This is a genomic window from Micromonospora sp. NPDC005205 (assembly GCF_040608275.1).
Taxonomy (GTDB): domain Bacteria; phylum Actinomycetota; class Actinomycetes; order Mycobacteriales; family Micromonosporaceae; genus Micromonospora.
Genome location: NZ_JBEXHV010000006.1, coordinates 70085 through 86483 on the forward strand (window position 1 = coordinate 70085; position 16399 = coordinate 86483).

At 70.9% G+C, this 16399-nt stretch carries 13 protein-coding genes; 9 read left to right on the forward strand and 4 right to left on the reverse strand.

Annotation, left to right across the window (positions count from 1 at the left end):
• The first annotated feature begins 34 nt into the window (after positions 1 to 34).
• A complete protein-coding gene (locus ABZU43_RS13695; protein ID WP_355006853.1) occupies positions 35 to 1720 on the forward strand; it encodes an ATP-binding cassette domain-containing protein in 1686 nt (561 codons plus the stop codon).
• Positions 1710 to 3176, forward strand: a complete 1467-nt coding sequence (locus tag ABZU43_RS13700; protein ID WP_355006854.1) for an aminotransferase class V-fold PLP-dependent enzyme — start codon at positions 1710 to 1712, stop codon at positions 3174 to 3176. The genes ABZU43_RS13695 and ABZU43_RS13700 overlap by 11 nt, the downstream gene beginning before the upstream one ends.
• An 18-nt stretch (positions 3177 to 3194) precedes the next feature.
• Here the strand turns inward: ABZU43_RS13700 and ABZU43_RS13705 are convergent, their stop codons facing one another.
• On the reverse strand, positions 3195 to 3593 hold the full coding sequence (locus ABZU43_RS13705) for a hypothetical protein (RefSeq protein WP_112585399.1): 399 nt from the start codon (positions 3591 to 3593) through the stop codon (positions 3195 to 3197).
• Positions 3594 to 3969: 376 nt separating this feature from the next.
• Between ABZU43_RS13705 and ABZU43_RS13710 the strand changes: the two genes are divergently transcribed.
• The 4 genes from ABZU43_RS13710 (at position 3970) to ABZU43_RS13725 (ending at position 8209) form a co-directional block, all read left to right on the forward strand.
• The gene (locus ABZU43_RS13710) at positions 3970 to 5229 is read left to right on the forward strand and encodes a family 16 glycosylhydrolase (protein ID WP_355006855.1); all 1260 of its coding nucleotides are present in this window, start codon (positions 3970 to 3972) and stop codon (positions 5227 to 5229) included.
• 170 nt (positions 5230 to 5399) lie between these two features.
• Positions 5400 to 6422, forward strand: coding sequence for a DUF4331 family protein (locus ABZU43_RS13715; RefSeq protein ID WP_355006856.1), 1023 nt, complete (start codon positions 5400 to 5402; stop codon positions 6420 to 6422).
• Positions 6423 to 6663: 241 nt separating this feature from the next.
• The gene (locus ABZU43_RS13720) at positions 6664 to 7209 is read left to right on the forward strand and encodes a hypothetical protein (protein WP_355006857.1); all 546 of its coding nucleotides are present in this window, start codon (positions 6664 to 6666) and stop codon (positions 7207 to 7209) included.
• 76 nt (positions 7210 to 7285) lie between these two features.
• The gene (locus ABZU43_RS13725) at positions 7286 to 8209 is read left to right on the forward strand and encodes a hypothetical protein (protein WP_355006858.1); all 924 of its coding nucleotides are present in this window, start codon (positions 7286 to 7288) and stop codon (positions 8207 to 8209) included.
• 182 nt (positions 8210 to 8391) lie between these two features.
• Here the strand turns inward: ABZU43_RS13725 and ABZU43_RS13730 are convergent, their stop codons facing one another.
• The 3 genes from ABZU43_RS13730 to ABZU43_RS13740 all read right to left on the reverse strand — a co-directional run bounded on the left by ABZU43_RS13730 (position 8392) and on the right by ABZU43_RS13740 (position 12525).
• Positions 8392 to 11400 (reverse strand): fibronectin type III domain-containing protein, encoded by a 3009-nt coding sequence (locus ABZU43_RS13730; protein ID WP_355006859.1) that lies wholly within the window; start codon positions 11398 to 11400, stop codon positions 8392 to 8394.
• Positions 11401 to 11562: 162 nt separating this feature from the next.
• A complete protein-coding gene (locus tag ABZU43_RS13735) occupies positions 11563 to 11793 on the reverse strand; it encodes a DUF2188 domain-containing protein (RefSeq protein WP_354942245.1) in 231 nt (76 codons plus the stop codon).
• A 72-nt stretch (positions 11794 to 11865) separates the two neighbouring features.
• A complete protein-coding gene (locus ABZU43_RS13740) occupies positions 11866 to 12525 on the reverse strand; it encodes a M23 family metallopeptidase (protein WP_355006860.1) in 660 nt (219 codons plus the stop codon).
• A gap of 122 nt (positions 12526 to 12647) precedes the next feature.
• Between ABZU43_RS13740 and ABZU43_RS13745 the strand changes: the two genes are divergently transcribed.
• The 3 genes from ABZU43_RS13745 to ABZU43_RS13755 are packed head-to-tail and all read left to right on the forward strand — an operon-like array spanning position 12648 to position 16370.
• Positions 12648 to 15056 carry a PEP/pyruvate-binding domain-containing protein gene (locus ABZU43_RS13745; RefSeq protein WP_355006861.1) on the forward strand — a complete coding sequence of 803 codons (2409 nt, stop codon included), beginning with the start codon at positions 12648 to 12650 and terminating at the stop codon, positions 15054 to 15056.
• Between the two features lie 30 nt (positions 15057 to 15086).
• Positions 15087 to 15752, forward strand: coding sequence for a hypothetical protein (locus ABZU43_RS13750; RefSeq protein WP_355006862.1), 666 nt, complete (start codon positions 15087 to 15089; stop codon positions 15750 to 15752).
• Between the two features lie 51 nt (positions 15753 to 15803).
• Positions 15804 to 16370 carry a TetR family transcriptional regulator C-terminal domain-containing protein gene (locus ABZU43_RS13755; protein ID WP_355006863.1) on the forward strand — a complete coding sequence of 189 codons (567 nt, stop codon included), beginning with the start codon at positions 15804 to 15806 and terminating at the stop codon, positions 16368 to 16370.
• Positions 16371 to 16399: the final 29 nt, after the last annotated feature.

The following is a 16399-nucleotide window of genomic DNA, read 5'->3' on the forward strand; positions in this document are numbered from 1 at the left end:
GGCGGACCACTCCCGACCGGATCGAGCACTCGACATGACGACCGAGCAGACCACGTCTCCCCCACGTGCCGGTGTCGGCATCGCCGCTCAGGGGCTGGGTCAGAGCGTCCGGAGCGGTCGCCAGATCCTGACCGACGTCTCGGTGAGCATCGCGCCGGGCGAGCTGGTCGCGATCATCGGTGCCAGCGGCGCCGGCAAGACCACCCTGCTGGAGATCCTCTCCGGGGTACAGCGCCCGGTGGCGGGCACCGTCACGTACGACGGCAACACCACGGCCGGCACCATCGGTGTCGTTCCCCAGGACGACATCATCCACCGCGAGCTGCCCCTGGCCCGCACCCTGCGGTACGCGGCCCGACTGCGCCTGCCCTCCACCGCCGGGCCGGCCGAGATCAGTGACCGGGTCGCGGAGGTGCTCGCCGAGCTGCGACTCACCGACCGGGCCACCACGCCGGTCGGCCTGCTCAGCGGCGGTGAACGCAAGCGCGCCAGCATCGCCGTCGAGCTGCTCACCCGACCCGGCGTGTTCTTCCTGGACGAGCCCACCTCCGGATTGGACCCGGCGATCGCCGTGGAGCTGCTCCGGGTGCTCCGCGCGCTCGCCGACACGGGCACCACCGTCGTGCTGACCACTCATCAGGTCACCGACGTGGACCACTGCGACAGGGTCGTCGTGCTGACCCGTCAGGGCCGGTTGGCGTTCACCGGCACCCCGACCGCCGCCCGGGAGTTCTTCGGCCTGCGGTCCCTGGCCGAGGTGCACCTCCGGCTCGACGAAGCGACGCAGCCGGCCGAGTGGCCCGATCGCTTCGCCGAGCAGCGCGCGGCCGAACAGCCGCCCCGTACTCCCGACGAGGGTGACGGCGCCGCGACGCCGTCCCGGCGCGTCGGCCGGCTGCGCCAGTGGGCGGTGCTCACCGCGCGCAACACGGAGATCGTCGTCCGCAACCGACTGACGTTGGCGATCCTGCTCGGCTCGCCGCTGATGGTGCTCGGCATGTTCGCGCTGCTGTTCCGCCCGGGGGCGTTCGAGCCGACCAGACCCAGCCCGACGGTCACCGTGATGATCCTGTTCTGGATCGCGTTCGGCGGCTTCTTCTTCGGGCTGACCTACGGGCTCCTCCAGATCTGCACCGAGCTGCCGATCCTGCGCCGGGAGCGGCTGGCCGGGGTCCGGCTGGTCCCGTACCTGTTGGCGAAGGTGGCGGTGCTGCTGCCGCTGCTGGCCGTGGTGGACCTGGCCCTGCTCGGGGTGCTGCGCGGAATGGACCGGCTGCCGCCGGTCGGCGGCGCCGACTTCGCCGCCCTGTACGCGACACTGCTGCTCTCTTCGGCGGCGGCGCTCGCCCTCGGTCTGCTCTGCTCGGCGGCGGTGTCCGACGCGGCCCAGGCGACGCTCATGCTGCCGATGCTCTGCTTCCCACAGGTGCTGTTCGTCGGCGCGATCCTGCCGGTGCCGGCGATGGCGGTCGGAGGTCAGTGGCTCAGCTACGCGATGTCGAACCGGTGGGCGTTCGAGGGCCTGGGGCACACCGCCGGGGTGGAGCGGCTCTGGCGCGACGGCGGCTCCCCGCTCGGCCCGCCGCTGCTGGCCACGTACGGCGACAGCTTCTCCCGGCCGGTGTGGGTCGACTGGCTGGTGCTCGGCGCTTTCGTGCTGCTCTTCCTGGGCGCGGCCTGGGCGGTCCTGCTCCGACGGGATCCTCGTCGTGGGTCCTGACCCGACGCCGCCCGCCTCCCCCACGGCGCTGCCGGGATACGCCGCCACGGGCCGGATCGACGAGCTGCGCGCCACCGAGTACCGACACCTGGACACCGACGGGCAGGTGTACCTCGACTACGCCGGAGCCGGGGTGGCCGCCCAGGCGCAGGTTCGCGCCCACCACGACCGGTTGCTCGCCGGCCTCTACAGCAACCCCCACTCGGAGAACCCCACGAGCGTGGCGGCGGGCTCGCTCGTGGAGTCGGCGCGACGCGCGGTGCTCGACTTCTTCCGCGCCGACCCGGACGAGTACGCGGTCGTCTTCACCCCGAACGCCAGCGGCGCCTGCCGGCTGGTCGGCGAGGCGTACGACTTCGGCCGGGCCGCGCCGCTGGTGCTCACCTGGGACAACCACAACTCGGTCAACGGCATCCGCGAGTACGCCCGGGCGGCTCGCGCGTCCGTACGCTACCTGCCGCTGGACGGGCCGGAACTGCGGATCGCCGAGTCAGACCTGGTCGCGGCGCTCGACGCCGGCCGGGGTGGCCTGACCCGCCGGTGGGGCCGGCGCGGTCGTCGCGGGCTGTTCGCCTACCCGGCGCAGAGCAACTTCTCCGGGGTGCAGCACCCGCTGGGCTGGGTGGAGCTGGCCCAGCAGCGGGGCTACGACGTGCTGCTCGACGCGGCCGCCTTCGCGCCGACGAACCGGCTGGACCTCAGCGACGTCCGACCGGACTTCGTCTGTCTGAGCTGGTACAAGCTCTTCGGCTACCCCACCGGGGTCGGCGCGCTGCTGGCCCGCCGTTCGGCGCTGGCCCGGTTGCGCCGGCCGTGGTTCGCCGGCGGCACGATCCGCGCGGTGAGCGTGCAGGGCGACTGGCACCGGCCGATGGACGACGAGTCGGCGTTCGAGGACGGCACGCTCAACTTCCTGAGCATCCCGGACGTGGAGTTCGGGTTGCGCTGGCTCGACTCGATCGGCGTGGACCTCGTCCACGCCCGGGTCGGTCTGCTCACCGAGTGGCTGCTGGAGCGGTTGGCCACCCTGCGGCACGACACCGGCGGGCCGCTGGTACAGGTGTACGGGCCGATGACGGGTGCGGGGCGCGGTGGCACCGTGACCGTCAACCTCCGTCACCCGGACGGCACGCTGGTCGACGAACGGCTCGTGGCGCGGGAGGCGGCGGCGGCGGGCCTGGCCCTGCGTACCGGCTGTTTCTGCAATCCGGGCGCGGCCGAGGGCGCGTTCGGAATGAGCGGGACGTCGATGCGGCAGCGGCTGTTGGCGGGGGTCGACACGATCGACCAGTACCTCACCGCGCTGGGGCTGCCGACGGGCGGCGCGGTCCGCGTCTCGTTCGGACTGGCCTCGACCGCGACCGACGCGGAGCGCCTCGTCGACTTCGTCCAGTCGACCTACCTCAACCGGAGTGCCGGTACGGAGTCACCACTGCCACCTCGGCTGCGCTGCTGACCTGCCCGGCCCGGCCGGCTAGCTGACCTGGGCCACCGGCGCGGGGCGGTGCTTGATCTCCTCCATGAACGGGAACCGGGCGGTCAGCTCGGCGAACGTCAGGCCGGCCCGCCAGGCCGCGGCCACCTGGGCGACCTGCACCAGGTCCATGACGTCGCCGCGGGCGAGAACCTCTCCCGAGACGCGCAGGTCAATCATGAAGTACCGGGCCTGCGATCCCAGCCCCACGCAGACCACGCCCTCGTCGGAGTGCAGCTCGGCGCAGGTGAACCGGGCCCGCCCCTGCTCCGGCGCGGTCACCCGGCCGACGTCGAGCCCGTGGCGGGCAGCAGTTTCGATCAGCGCGGGGGCCAGGCCACCCCGCTCGACCAGATCCGGGTAGAGGCGCACACCCAGCGCCGTCGACGCCTCGCTCATGACTGACTCCCACTTCCTTGTGACAGAGACCAGCAGCGCGCAGGTTACGGGAAAGTTTCCGGCACGCCTCGTCATCCTGTCCCGCGTGGACGCCCCACGGCAATAGGAAGGGTCGATTCGACCGCTATCGAGTAGCCCTCGGCCGCGCCGAACTCCTTCGATGGGTCGACATCGTCCATCTCGAAGGCATCGAAGGATGTCACTGCGACGACCGCGTCTGCGCTTCGCCGCTCACTGGTCAGCATCGGGCGGTAACGGACGGTCGTGATATTGGAAACAGTCTTGACAGAAGGGCATCATATCGACATGCTTCGCTTAGAGAGCGCTCTCTATCCTGGTAAACCGCCTCCATCACCCCCACGCTGAGGAGCCTCCCGTGTTCACAGCCCGGCCCAGCCTCCGCTTCCGCCCGCTCGTACTCCTGGCGGCCACCCTCGTCGCGACCGCGACGGCGCTCGTCGTCCCGGCGCACCCCGACCGGGCCGAGGCCGCCATCGGTCCCATCAGCTGGCAGGACGAGTTCAACTCCCCCGCCGGCACGCCCGTCGACCAGAACAAGTGGCGGTTCGACACCGGCGGTGGCGGCTGGGGCAACAACGAGCGGCAGTACTACACGAACAGCACCAGCAACGCGGTCCACGACGGCCAGGGCAACCTGGTCATCACCGCCCGCCGGGACAATCCCGCCAACTACCAGTGCCACTACGGGCGCTGCGAGTACACGTCGGCGCGGTTGCTGACGGCGGCCACCTTCACCCAGACGTACGGGCGGTTCGAGGCCCGGATCAAGATCCCGCGTGGTCAGGGCACCTGGCCGGCCTTCTGGATGCTCGGCACCGGCGGCGGGTGGCCCGACGCCGGCGAGATCGACGTCATGGAGAACATCGGCCGGGAGCCCAACACCGTCTACGGCACCGTGCACGGGCCCGGCTACTCCGGAGCCGGCGGCATCACTGGCAGCCGCACCCTCGGCGCACCGCTCGCCGACACTTTCCACACCTACCGGGTGGACTGGGAGCCGAACGTCATCACCTGGTACGTCGACGGGGTGCAGTACCACCGGGTCGATCCCGCTCGGCTCGGCGGCAGCCGCTGGGTGTTCGACCACCCCTTCTTCATGATCCTCAACGTTGCGGTCGGCGGTAACTGGCCCGGCTACCCCGACGGCTCGACCCAGTTCCCGCAGCAGATGCTCGTCGACTACGTCCGGGTGTCCAGCTACACCTCGGGTGGCGGGGGCGACCCCACTCCCGGCACCAACCGGATCAGGGGTGCGCAGAGCGGTCGCTGCATCGACATCCCCGGCGCCGACCCGGTCGAGGGCGCAAAGCTCCAGATCTGGGACTGCAACACCACGGCGGCCCAGAGCTGGACCTTCGCGTCCGACGGGACCGTCCGCGCGATGGGCAAGTGCATGGACCCGGCCTGGGCCGGCACCGCCAACGGCACCGAGGTCAACCTGGTCAGTTGCAACGGCAACACCGCGCAACGCTTCACCCTCAACGGCGCCGGCGACCTGGTCAACCTCAACGCCAACAAGTGCGTTGACGTACGGGAGGCCAACCCCAACAACGGTGGCAAGCTGCACCTGTGGGACTGCCTCGGCGCCGCCAACCAGAAGTGGTCCCGCATCTGATCACCAAAGCACCAAGGCGGGGGCCGTCCGAGGAGTCACTCGGGCGGCCCATCGCCGTAGCGACCTTCGCCCACCTCCTCGAACCGGATTGACTCGATGGGCGGGGAGGCCAGGCTCATGACCACTATGTTCGGATTAGTCCTGAATCCGGCAGTCCCGGGAGTGAGCTCATGTCGCACCATCTCGATACACCCCTGGCCGCTCAGGGCGGCCAGTTGTACATCGACGACCTGTACGTCTTCAACGGTGACCGCGCCACCGTGTTCGTCATGGACGTCAACAGCTCGGTGACCAAGGCCGACATCAAGCGCGGCTTCCACGCCGAGGCGCGTTACGAGATCAAGATTCACATCAACGGCACCGAGGCGGAGGACCTGACCTACCGGTTCGCCTTCGGCGAGCCGGACGGCGACGCCCGGCAGACGCTCCAGTTGTACGAGCTCACCGGCGCGGACGCCCGCGACGACGCCGCGATGGGCACCCCCATCGCCGAGGGGCGAACCGGCGAGGTGACGACCGGCGGCAACGTCCGGATCTGGGCCGGCCGGATCGCCGACCCCTTCTTCGTCGACCTCGACGAACTCGCCACCATCAACGGCGCGGTCAAGAACGGTTCGCGGGTGGACCGCTCGGCGTGGCAAGTCGACCAGGCCAAGAACAGCTTCGCCGGCACCACTGTCGAGTCGATCGTCCTCGAGGTCTCCCACGACGAGCCGCTGCTGCGCGACGGCACCGAGATCGGCGTGTGGTGCCGCACCATGCTGGCCACCGACGCGGGCGGGTGGCGCCAGATCAACCGCGCCGGCCACCCCATGATGTGGCCGATCTTCTGGCCCCACGACACCGACTTCTCCGACCCCGCCAACTTCCGGCACCCCGGCAACGACCTCGCCGAGGGCGGGGAGGAGATCGCGAACGCGGTCGCCGGGGTGGTCAAGGCGAACGGCACCGCACCGGATCCGCAGGCGTACGGCTGGAGCGTCGCCCGGCAGCTCTACCCCGACCTGCTGTCGTACAAGGTCGGCACGGCAGCGAACTTCGGCTTCGCGGTCCGCAACGGACGAACCCTCGCCGACAACGCGCCCGAGGTGATGTTCTCCCTGGTCCTCAACACCGGCACCACTGCCGGCCTCACCTCTGAGGTCACCAAGGCCGCGCGGTCCGCCACGTTCCCGTACGTGGTCGCGGCCTGAATCCGCTCGTAGGGCTCGGCGGCCGGTACGGCGCCGAGCCCTTGCCGTGCGCGCCCGCCGTGAGGGTCCAGCACGCGCAACGGGCCATCCATGCTGGTGCTCGAACCAGGGAGGAGATCTCCTCCGGCACGACCATCGAACGCCCACCGGGTGATGCTCGAGCTATTCCAGCCTGTATGGGCGTTTTGCGTAGATAGTCTTCTAAGTGCTTCCCAGCGCTCTTTAGGACAAAGGAGACTCGATGCGTAGAAAGATTCTCGCGGGCTTGGCCGGCGTCGCCGCCGTCGTCGCGCTCGCCGGACCGGCCGCCGCGGACACCACGGGCGACACGATTGTGACCCTCACGGTCGACGCCGCCGGTGGCCTGTCGATCACCGTGCCGGCGACGGCCAACATCGGTCACGGCATAGAGGGCTCGACCGTCACCGGTCTGCTCGGCCCGGTCACCGTGCTGGACCAGCGCGGATCACTCACCCCCAACTGGACCGCCAGCGTCATCTCCACCGACTTCACCACCGGTGGCGGCTCCTCCGGAGAGACGATCCCGAACATCAACGTTCAGTACTGGTCCGGCCCCGCCACGGCGACCGCCGGCACCGGCACCTTCACGCCGGGGCAACCCACCGCGGCCCAGCAGGTGATCATCAACGTCCCCCGGACGGCGATGACCCACACCGGCGGCACCGGCAACAACTTCGCCACCTGGAACCCCACCCTGGTGGTGAACATCCCCGTCGGCACCGTCCAGGGTGTCTACACCGGGACGGTGACACATTCGGTGTTCTGAGCCGCTCGGCCGGCTGGTGCTGCTGGCCTCGGTCGCCCTCGTGGCGCTCGGGGTTTCGGCGGCACCAGCCGTTGCCGTGCGGGAGCAGCGACAGGACCCGGCCGAGGAAGCCGCGATCAGCATCCGGGTGCTGGACATCCCGGCCAGTCGGGTACAGGACCCGAGGGCCCAGGTCTACATCGTGGATCACCTGAAACCCGGCACGACGATCAACCGCCGGGTCGAGGTGCAGAACACCTCCGCCGAGGTGCAGAAGATCGAGTTCTATTCCGGAGCCGCTTCGGTCGAGAACAACGCCTTCACCGTGCCCGAGGGGCGTACGGGTAACGAACTGAGCGGGTGGATACGGCTGAAGACCGCCACGATGCGGCTGGACCCGGGCGAGCGCCGACCGGTCGAGGTCGAGGTCGCCGTGCCGAAAAAGGCGTCGAAGGGCGAGCGGTACGCCGCGATCTGGGCGCAGGTCACCAGCACGAAGGAGCGCACCGGCAACGTCACCCAGATCCACCGGGTGGGCATCCGGGTCTACCTCGACATCGGTCCCGGTGGTGAGCCGCCAACGGACTTCCGGATCGAAGGGTTGGCCGCCGAGCCGGGCACCGGTGAGTTCCCCGTGGTCACCGCGAAGGTCACCAATACCGGCGAACGTGCGCTGGACATGACCGGCACCCTGTCGCTGACCAAGGCGGCGGTCCAGGCCGGTCCGTTCAAGGTGACCAACGGCGTGACGATCCTGCCCGGCCAGAGCGGTCAGGTCCGGATCGAGGTCAATCAGGCCCTGCCCGCCGGAACCTGGGACGTGCACGCGAAGCTCGCCAGCGGCACCGTGGAACGCACCGCGACCGGGAAGATCGTCCTACCCGTCGCGGCGCCGATGACTGTCGCGACGTCCAGCGGGCCGAGTTGGCTGGTCTACACGGTCGGCGGCATCGCCCTGCTGGTGCTGGTCACCCTTGGTGGCTGGTACCTCGTCCGCCGACGCCAGGCCCAGTGGGCCTGACCACCCACCCACCGTCCCACCCCATCTGCCCGGCCGTTCCCCCGGAACGGCCGGGCAGCATCGTTCCGCGAGTCGATCATGGACTTGTGGTGCCCGACTTGAGAGCGACAAGACCGATTCGCCACCCGCCACAACTCCATGATCGACGGGGCTGGGGCTGGGGCGCGGGGCGCGGGCGGGGGCTAGATGACGGAGTGCGTCACGACCGACACGTAGTTGCCGACCACCACCCCGGACGGGAGGGTCACGAACAGCGTGGGGTTCCAGGTGGCGGAGTTCGGGCCTCCCGCCTGGCCGGACCATCCCGCGGCCACCCGCGGGGTGTTCAGCACCGCCCCGGGCTGCGGGACGAACGATCCGACCCCGGTGCTGGCGAGGGCGGGCCCCGAGGCGTACGTGATGTTGCTGTTGGGGATCGTCTCGCCCCCCGAGCCGGAGCCGGTGGTGAAGCTCGTGCTGGAGACGACGCTGACCCAGTTGCCGGAGAACGGGCCACGGTCGTCGGTGACGGTCACCGGGCCGAGGTGGCCCGAGACGCCGGTGGTACCCGAGGTGACGGTGCCGAGCGCCGTGATCGCCGGGACGCTGATGGAGAGTCCACCGAGCGGGGTGATGACCAGGTCGACCGGTCGGGTCGCGGACTGGTCGTACGAGTCGGTCACCCGGACGGTGAACGGGAACGTCCCGGACACTGTGGGCGTGCCGGAGAGCAGGCCCGTGACCGGGTCGAGGGTCAGCCCGGCGGGCAGGTTCCCGGCGCTGACCGACCAGGTGAACGGGCCGGTGCCGCCGGTCACCGTGAGCTGGTACTGGTACGGCTCGTAGGCCTTGCCGGGTGGGGGCGGTGGGAAGGTCAGCGTCGGTGGCGCGTTGACCGTCACCGGCCCGGAGGGGGCCGACTGCGGGCCGGTCCCGCCAGCGTTCGTCGCGGCCACCCGGAAGGTGTACGTGGCACCGGCGGTCAGCCCCGTGACGATCTGGGTCGTGGCGGTTCCGCTGAAGACCCGGGGTGTCTGCGCCACCCCGTTGAGGTACGGCGTCACCGTGTAACCGGTGATCGGCGACCCCCCGTTGGCCGGGGCCGTCCAGCTCACCCTGGCGGCGTTGGTGCCGGCGGTGGCCGAGGTGTTCGTCGGCGCTCCCGGCAGTGTGTACGGGACCACGGCTGCCGAGGGTGGGCTGGCCGCCCCGGTGCCGAACGCGTTGACCGCCGCCACGCGGAAGGCGTACGACGAGCCTGCGGTGAGCCCGGTCAGGGTGCGGCTGGTGGTGGAGGCGTCGAAGGTCACTGTCGGTTGGGTGACGCCGTCGCGGATCGGGGTGATCAGGTAGCTGGTGATCGGGCTGCCGTTGTTGTCCGGCGCGGTCCAGCTCACTGTGGCGCTGGTGACGCCCGCGACCGCAGTGGGGGTGGTGGGCGTGCCCGGCGTGGAGGCGTAGACGAAGTTCGCCGACCCGGCCGAGCCTCGGGTGACGACGCTGACCGTGACCGTCGTCGGGCCGGACCGGGCGGGCATGGAGGAGATGGCGAGGGTGCCGTTGGGGTTCACTGTGAAGCAGCCGGCGGCCGGGCCGGAGGTGCACGGCACCAGCAGCACCGACGTGCCGGCCTGCTGTTCGGCGGCCGTACCGATGGTGATCGCGGTGGCGCCGGTGAGGTTGCTGCCGCCCACGGTGACCGGGACGCCCCCGGAGACCGAGCTCTGGGCCGGGGTGACGGTGATGCCGCTGGGCGCGGTGGCCGGCGCGACAGGTGTGGTGCCGGTGGCGAGACCGGGGTTGGCGTCGATCGACGACGAGGTGGCGACTGTAGTGGTCTGGATCTGCGCCGGTGTAACACCGGTGCCGGTGACTGTCGCGACGACGGTGATGGGCGGCAGGGAGGTGCCGCCGGCGAACGGGCCGTTGCTGTTGGTGCAGGTGACGGTCTGGCCGGACGGTGCGGCGCAGACCCAGCCGGAGCCGTACGCGGCGCGGGGGACGACACCGGCGGGGACGGTCTGGGTGACCGAGATCGGCGAGGTCTCGGTGGCGCCGGCGTCGACCCCGGCGGTGATCGAGTAGGTGACCGGGTCACCGGGCTGCGGGGAGGCGCCGACGGAGCTGGTCTGTGACACGTTCAGGTCGGGCACCGGGTTGAAGCTGACCGCTTGGGCGTTGTCGACCTCGTGGAAGTCGGTGACCGAGCCGGTCGAGCCCACCCAGCCGAAGGCGAGTTGCCGTGGGTAGCCGCTGGCGTTCAGCCAGGTCGGTGACGGGTACAGGCTGGGCGCCACGACCGGAAGCGCGCCTGACAGGGTCCGGGCGGCCCCGCCGACCGGGGTGAACCTGACCCGGTACTCCCCGGCCGGAACGGTGATGCCGGTGTCGGTGGTGAACGGCGACGAGGTGGTGTTGGCGACTACCTCGACCGGCACCACCGAGGCGGCACGGGTGGCGGCACGCAATGCCAGTGCCGGCGACGAGGTGTTGGTGGCGGTGCTGTTGATCGCGCAGTAGCCGACCGCGTTGCGGCCTGGCCCGCGGATCACGACCTGGCCCGGCACCCGACCGTTGGTGGTCGAGATGTACGGCGGGTTGGTGCAGCCGGTGCCCTGGTAGGTGCTGTTGCTGAAGTTGCCGAAGACGTCCAGCCCAATGCCGAGGTAGCCGTTGGAGAGGCCTGCCGACACTCCGTTGAACGCCGCCGAGTAGCCCAGCGAGCCGCCCGGCTGGCCGAGGGTGGCGGGGGGTCTCGGGTTGGCCGGGTCGACGGCGGCCAGGACGAAGGCGAGGCCGTCCGCCCCTGGGTTGTTGCCGCCGTACTGGTAGGTGTTGAAGGTGAGGTGCAGGCCCTGCGAGGTGGGCACGCTCACCGCGCCGAACACCCCGCCCTGCCGGTTGATGGTGGCGGGGGTGAGGCGAAGTTTGCCGGCGCCCTGCGGGTCGGTGGAGGTGGTGCAACTGAGCAGCGGGCCGATTGTGGAGTTGCCGGCCGCGCTCAGGCAGGCGGCGTTCGTGGCGAGGAGGCCGGGCACCGCGGGTACCGCCACAGCGCCGATGCCGTTCGGTGTGTTGTTGTGGAAGGGTTGGTCGAACAGGACGGAACCGGCCGCCCACGCCGGGAGGGGCGCGACCGCGAGAACTCCCACGGTCACGGCTACCGCCAGCGTTGCGATGCTGCTCGGACGACGCCGGCCCCGAAACGACATGCCCACTCCCAGCTTTCACTCCAGTCCCGAGCTGGACTATATCCCCCCAAAAACACCCATATTTCTCGTACGGGGATAAAGCCGGCCTGGGACTCGGCCCCCAGAAGCGCACCGACCTCCTCGGCATGGCCGAGGAGGTCGGTGCGCCGGGGCTGGGAGCTGTCAGCCCTCGATGTCGCGGGGGTCACGGCTGCGGGGGTAGGTGTTCTTCTCCCCGATCGTGCCGTCCTGCTTCTTGATCACGTGCTCGACGCCGCGGTCGGCCGCCATCTCGCGGCCCTGGGCCTGCGCGTCGGCCTTCACGTCATGCGTGCTGGTGGCCCGCTCGTGGCCCTCCGGCTTGTTCTTCCACTGCCCGTCCTCGTGGTACGTGTCGACGTCACCCTTGGCCATGGCCGGCTCCTCCCTGCGTCGGAACTGTCTGGAGAATCAGTGCCCCGAGCCGTGCGGGGCAAACCGGATTCCTCAGGAGACGGCCGGGCAGTTGTTGCTCACCCGCCGGAGGATCTGTTCGCGTTCGTCTGTGGTGATGCCCGACGGCGCGCCGTCGAAGTGGGTCTCGACCTTGTCCCAGCCCTTGCGCTGCTCGTAGTGCAGGTGCGGCGCGCCGGAGTTGCCGGTGCTGCCGAGCCGTCCGATCTGGTCACCCTGGGCCACCTTCTGGCCGACGGTGACCAGTGGTGGTTCGAGCATGTGCAGGTACTGCGTCTCCCACTTGCCGCCGTGGTCGATCTTCACCCAGTAACCGCCGCCACGCCCGCGCGGGCCCTCGGGGTTCTCCGGGTTGCGGCCGCCCAGCGAGCCGTTGATGCCGGCAACTGTGACAGTGCCGGCGTACGACGCGAGCACCGGCCGCCCCCACGTCTCGCCCTCGACCGGGAAGAAGTCGACGTCGTAGTCGTCGTGACCGGGGTAGGTGCTGAGCTGCCACGTCTCGCCGCAGCTCACCGGCATCTGGAAGAGCGGGCGCGGACCGGCCGGTCGCAGCATCGGCACCGCGACCACCGCGACACCCACGAGGGCCGCCACCGCGACGAGCGCGAGCAGGATGCGGATGACACGGCTTCGAGGGCGGCGGTGGGAGCGGGATCTGGTGGGGCGACCGGTCGTCACCGGGCCGAGCATGGCAGATCCGGGCAACCTCCCGGCTCCGAGGTGGCACCCCCACAGCCTTGACATTGCACTCGAATCGCAAACGAGATACCGTCAGATGCAATGCAGTTGTATTGCAACGAGAGTGGGCTCCCATGCACGTGATCGCATTGTCCGAGGTGACCGCTGCCATGACCGCCCTGGTCGGCGGCAAGGCGGCCGGGCTGGGCGAGCTGATCCGGCACGGCGAGCAGGTCCCCGACGGCTTCTGCGTCACCACCGAGGCACACCGGCTCGGCGTCGTCCCCACCGCCGAGGTCGTCGCCGCGTACCAGCGGCTCGGCGCGGGCCCGGTGGCGGTGCGCTCCAGCGCGACCGCCGAGGACCTCCCGGACGCGAGCTTCGCCGGGCAGCAGGACACCGTCCTCGACGTCACCGGCACCGACGAGCTGATCGCCGCCATCGAGAAATGCTGGGCTTCGCTGCACGGCGACCGGGCGACCGCCTACCGCGACGCCCGCGGCATCGATTCCCAGACAGTGCGGATGGCCGTCGTCGTGCAGCGCATGGTCACACCCACTGTGGCGGGAGTGCTGTTCACCGCGAACCCGCTGACCGGGCGCCGCGACGAGATGGCCGTCGACGCCGCTGCCGGCCTCGGCACCACGGTGGTGGACGGCGCAGCCGCCGTCGACCACTACGTTCTCGACGACGTCACGCGCACCGAGGGCGGATGCCTGACGTCCCCGCAACTGGCCCGCCTCCGCGCCACCGGCGAGCGGTTGCAGGGCCACTTCGGCTGCCCACAGGATGTCGAGTGGGCGATCGACGCGGAGGACGTGCTGTGGCTCCTCCAGTCCCGGCCGATCACCAGCCTGTTCCCCGCCCCACCGTCCAGCGAGAAGCCCCTCCCCCGCGTCTACCTGGAGTTCGGGCACGTCCAGGGCATGTTGCAACCGGTCACCCCGATGGGCATGTCGACACTGCGCAGGCAGATCGCCGCGATGCTCGCCGCGCTCGGGGTACGTGTCGAGATCGTCGACATCGGCGGTCGCCTCTACGGCGACCTGACCGACCTCGCCCGCGACCGGTCGTCCCGCAAGCGCCTGGTGAAGCTCCTGGCTGTCGACTTCGGGCCGCGCGCCCAGGCGGTGATGCAGCACGTGCTGGCGGATCCCCGGTTCGCCCCGACCAGCGGCGGCGACCGGCGCGGTGGGGCATCGGGAGCCGCGTCGCTGCGGACGGCCCGTCGCGCGGTGGCGGGGATCCTGCGGGCGCTGGCCCGTCCCGAGGCCGCGCGGACCCGGATGTTCGAGGCGGTCGAGCAGCTGAGGGTGAGCTCAGCCGCCCCCGCCGACCTGCGCACCACCGGTGACCGGCTGCGCTTCGTGCAGGCGCAGGACGCCGACGCCGATGACACCGCCGACGCGATCATGTGGCCGATCGTCGCCGGGATGCTCGCCGCCGCCCTGCCGACCGCGCTGCTCAAGGGCGTCGCCGGCCCGGACGAGATCCACACCGTGCTGGGCGGCATGCCGCACAACGTCACCATCGAGATGGACCTGGCCCTGTGGCGGCTCGCCCAGGGCGTGGGCGACCACCGCCAGCTTCTCCTCGACACCCCGCCGGCCGAGTTGGCGGCACGCCACCTGCACGGCACGCTGCCCGACATCGGCATGGCGGCCTTCCTGGACGTCTACGGACACCGGGGCGTCGCCGAAGTCGACCTCGGGGTGCCGCGTTGGGCGGAGGACCCCACGCCGGTCTTCGCCGCGGTCGCCAACTACCTGCGGGTGACCGATCCGCAACAGGGCCCCGACCAGCGCTTCCAGCGGGCCGCCTCAGCGGCGGAGACAGCGCTGGAGGAGTTGGCCGCCCGAGCTCGCCGTCGACGGCCGGTGCGGGGCCGGCTCGCCGGTTTCCTGTTGCGCCGCGCGCGGTCGTTGGCCGGCCTGCGCGAGGCCGGCAAGTTCGCCGGGCTGTACCCACTGCGCGAGACCCGTCGTCAACTGCTGCTCATCGGCGCCGACCTGCACGCCCACGGGTTGCTGGACCAGCCCGACGACATCATGTTCCTGAACCTCGACGAGGTGCACACCGCCGTACACCAGGGTGTTGATCTGCGCGGCACCGTCACCGCCCGGCGGGCGGTGCACCGCCGGGAGCTGCGGCGTCGGACCGTGCCGGTGGCACTGCTCTCCGACGGTACGGATGTCGAGACCGTCCTGCCGGCGGCATCGACCGGCGACGGGACGCTCGCCGGAGTGGGCGCGTCGGCGGGCCGGGTGACCGGCCCCGCCCGGGTCGTGCACGATCCGGGCACCGCCCACGTCGAGCCCGGCGAGGTCCTGGTGGCCGCGACCACGGACCCCGGCTGGACCCCGCTGTTCCTCACCGCGGCGGCGCTGGTCACCGAGACCGGCGCGATCATGGCGCACGGCCCGACAGTGGCCCGTGAGTACGGCATTCCCGCCGTCATCTGCGTGCCGGACGCCACCCGGACCATCACCACCGGGCAGCTCGTCACAGTGGACGGCGGCGCCGGAACCGTCACGCCGCACTGACCCGTCGACCCCCGAGCGAGTAGGACGACCATGACCGACACGAGGACACCGACCAGGGCGCGGGTGGGCCCGCTGCTGCGTCGGGCGGCCGAGGCCGAGGCCGCGACGTGGCGCAGCCTGTACGTGTGGGCGCGACGTCGTCCACTGGCGCTGGGGCCCGGCGACGAGCCGTTCGGCTACCTCGGCGTGGTCAAGCCGATCCTGGGCATCTTCATCGGCCTGTCGGTCGTGGAGATCCCGATCTTCGACGTGGTGGTCACCCACGTGGTGCCGTGGCGGCCCGCCCGCTGGATCGTGCTGGGCCTCGGCATCTGGGGTCTGCTCTGGATGATCGGCCTGTTCGCCAGCATGACGATCCACCCCCACGTCGTGGGCGACCGGGGCCTGCGGGTGCGGCTCAGCTCGGGCATCGACATCTGGATCCCGTGGACGGACGTCGAGGCGCTGCGCAAGCGCTACCGAACGCTACCGTCGAGCAAATCCGTGCAGGTCGAGCAGGAGGGCGACCGGCGGGTGGTGTCCATCTCGGTCGGCAGCCAGACCAGCATCGACGTTCTGCTGCGCCGGCCGCTGACCTTCGACCTGCCGAAGGCCGGGTCCACGCCGGTGAACGAGCTGCGACTGTACGCCGACGACCCGGACGGCCTGCTGCGCAGCGCGCGGGGCACTCCGGTGAGCCACACCGTCAGCCGGTGACCACCGCGCTGGCGGAGTCTCCGGGCCACCCACTGTGAAACGATCGAGGCCATGCCCAAGAAGGTCGATCACCAGGAGCGACGCACCCTCATCGCGAACGCGCTGATGCGGGTCGCCGCGGATCAGGGCCTGGAGGCTGTCAGCCTTCGACACGTGGCCGCCGAGGCCGGGGTCTCGGCGGGGATGGTCCAGCACTACTTCCGGACCAAGGACGAGATGATGGCCTTCGCGTTGAGTGTGGTGCGGGAGCGCAGCCAGAGCCGGGTCACCGAGGCGGTGGCACAGCTGGGCGAGACCCCGTCGCCTCGACTGCTGCTGCGGACAATGCTCGCCGCGCTGCTGCCGCTCGACGAAGGCACCCGCGACAACGGGCGGGTGGCGCTCGCGTTCCTCGCCTACACGGCGGTGCGACCGTCGGCCGCGCCCAGCCTGCACGAGGACACCGCGCAGTTCACCGGGTTCATCGCCAGCGTCCTGCCCGACCGGCACGGCGTCGCCGCCGCGGCCGGCCTGCTGGCGCTGATGGAAGGGCTCGGTGTCTACCTGCTGGGCGGGCAGTACACCGCCGAACAGGCGCTGGGGGCACTGGACGCCCACCTCGACCTGCTCTTCGCCTGATCCCGTCGGAGCTGGCCGTTGGCCCACGG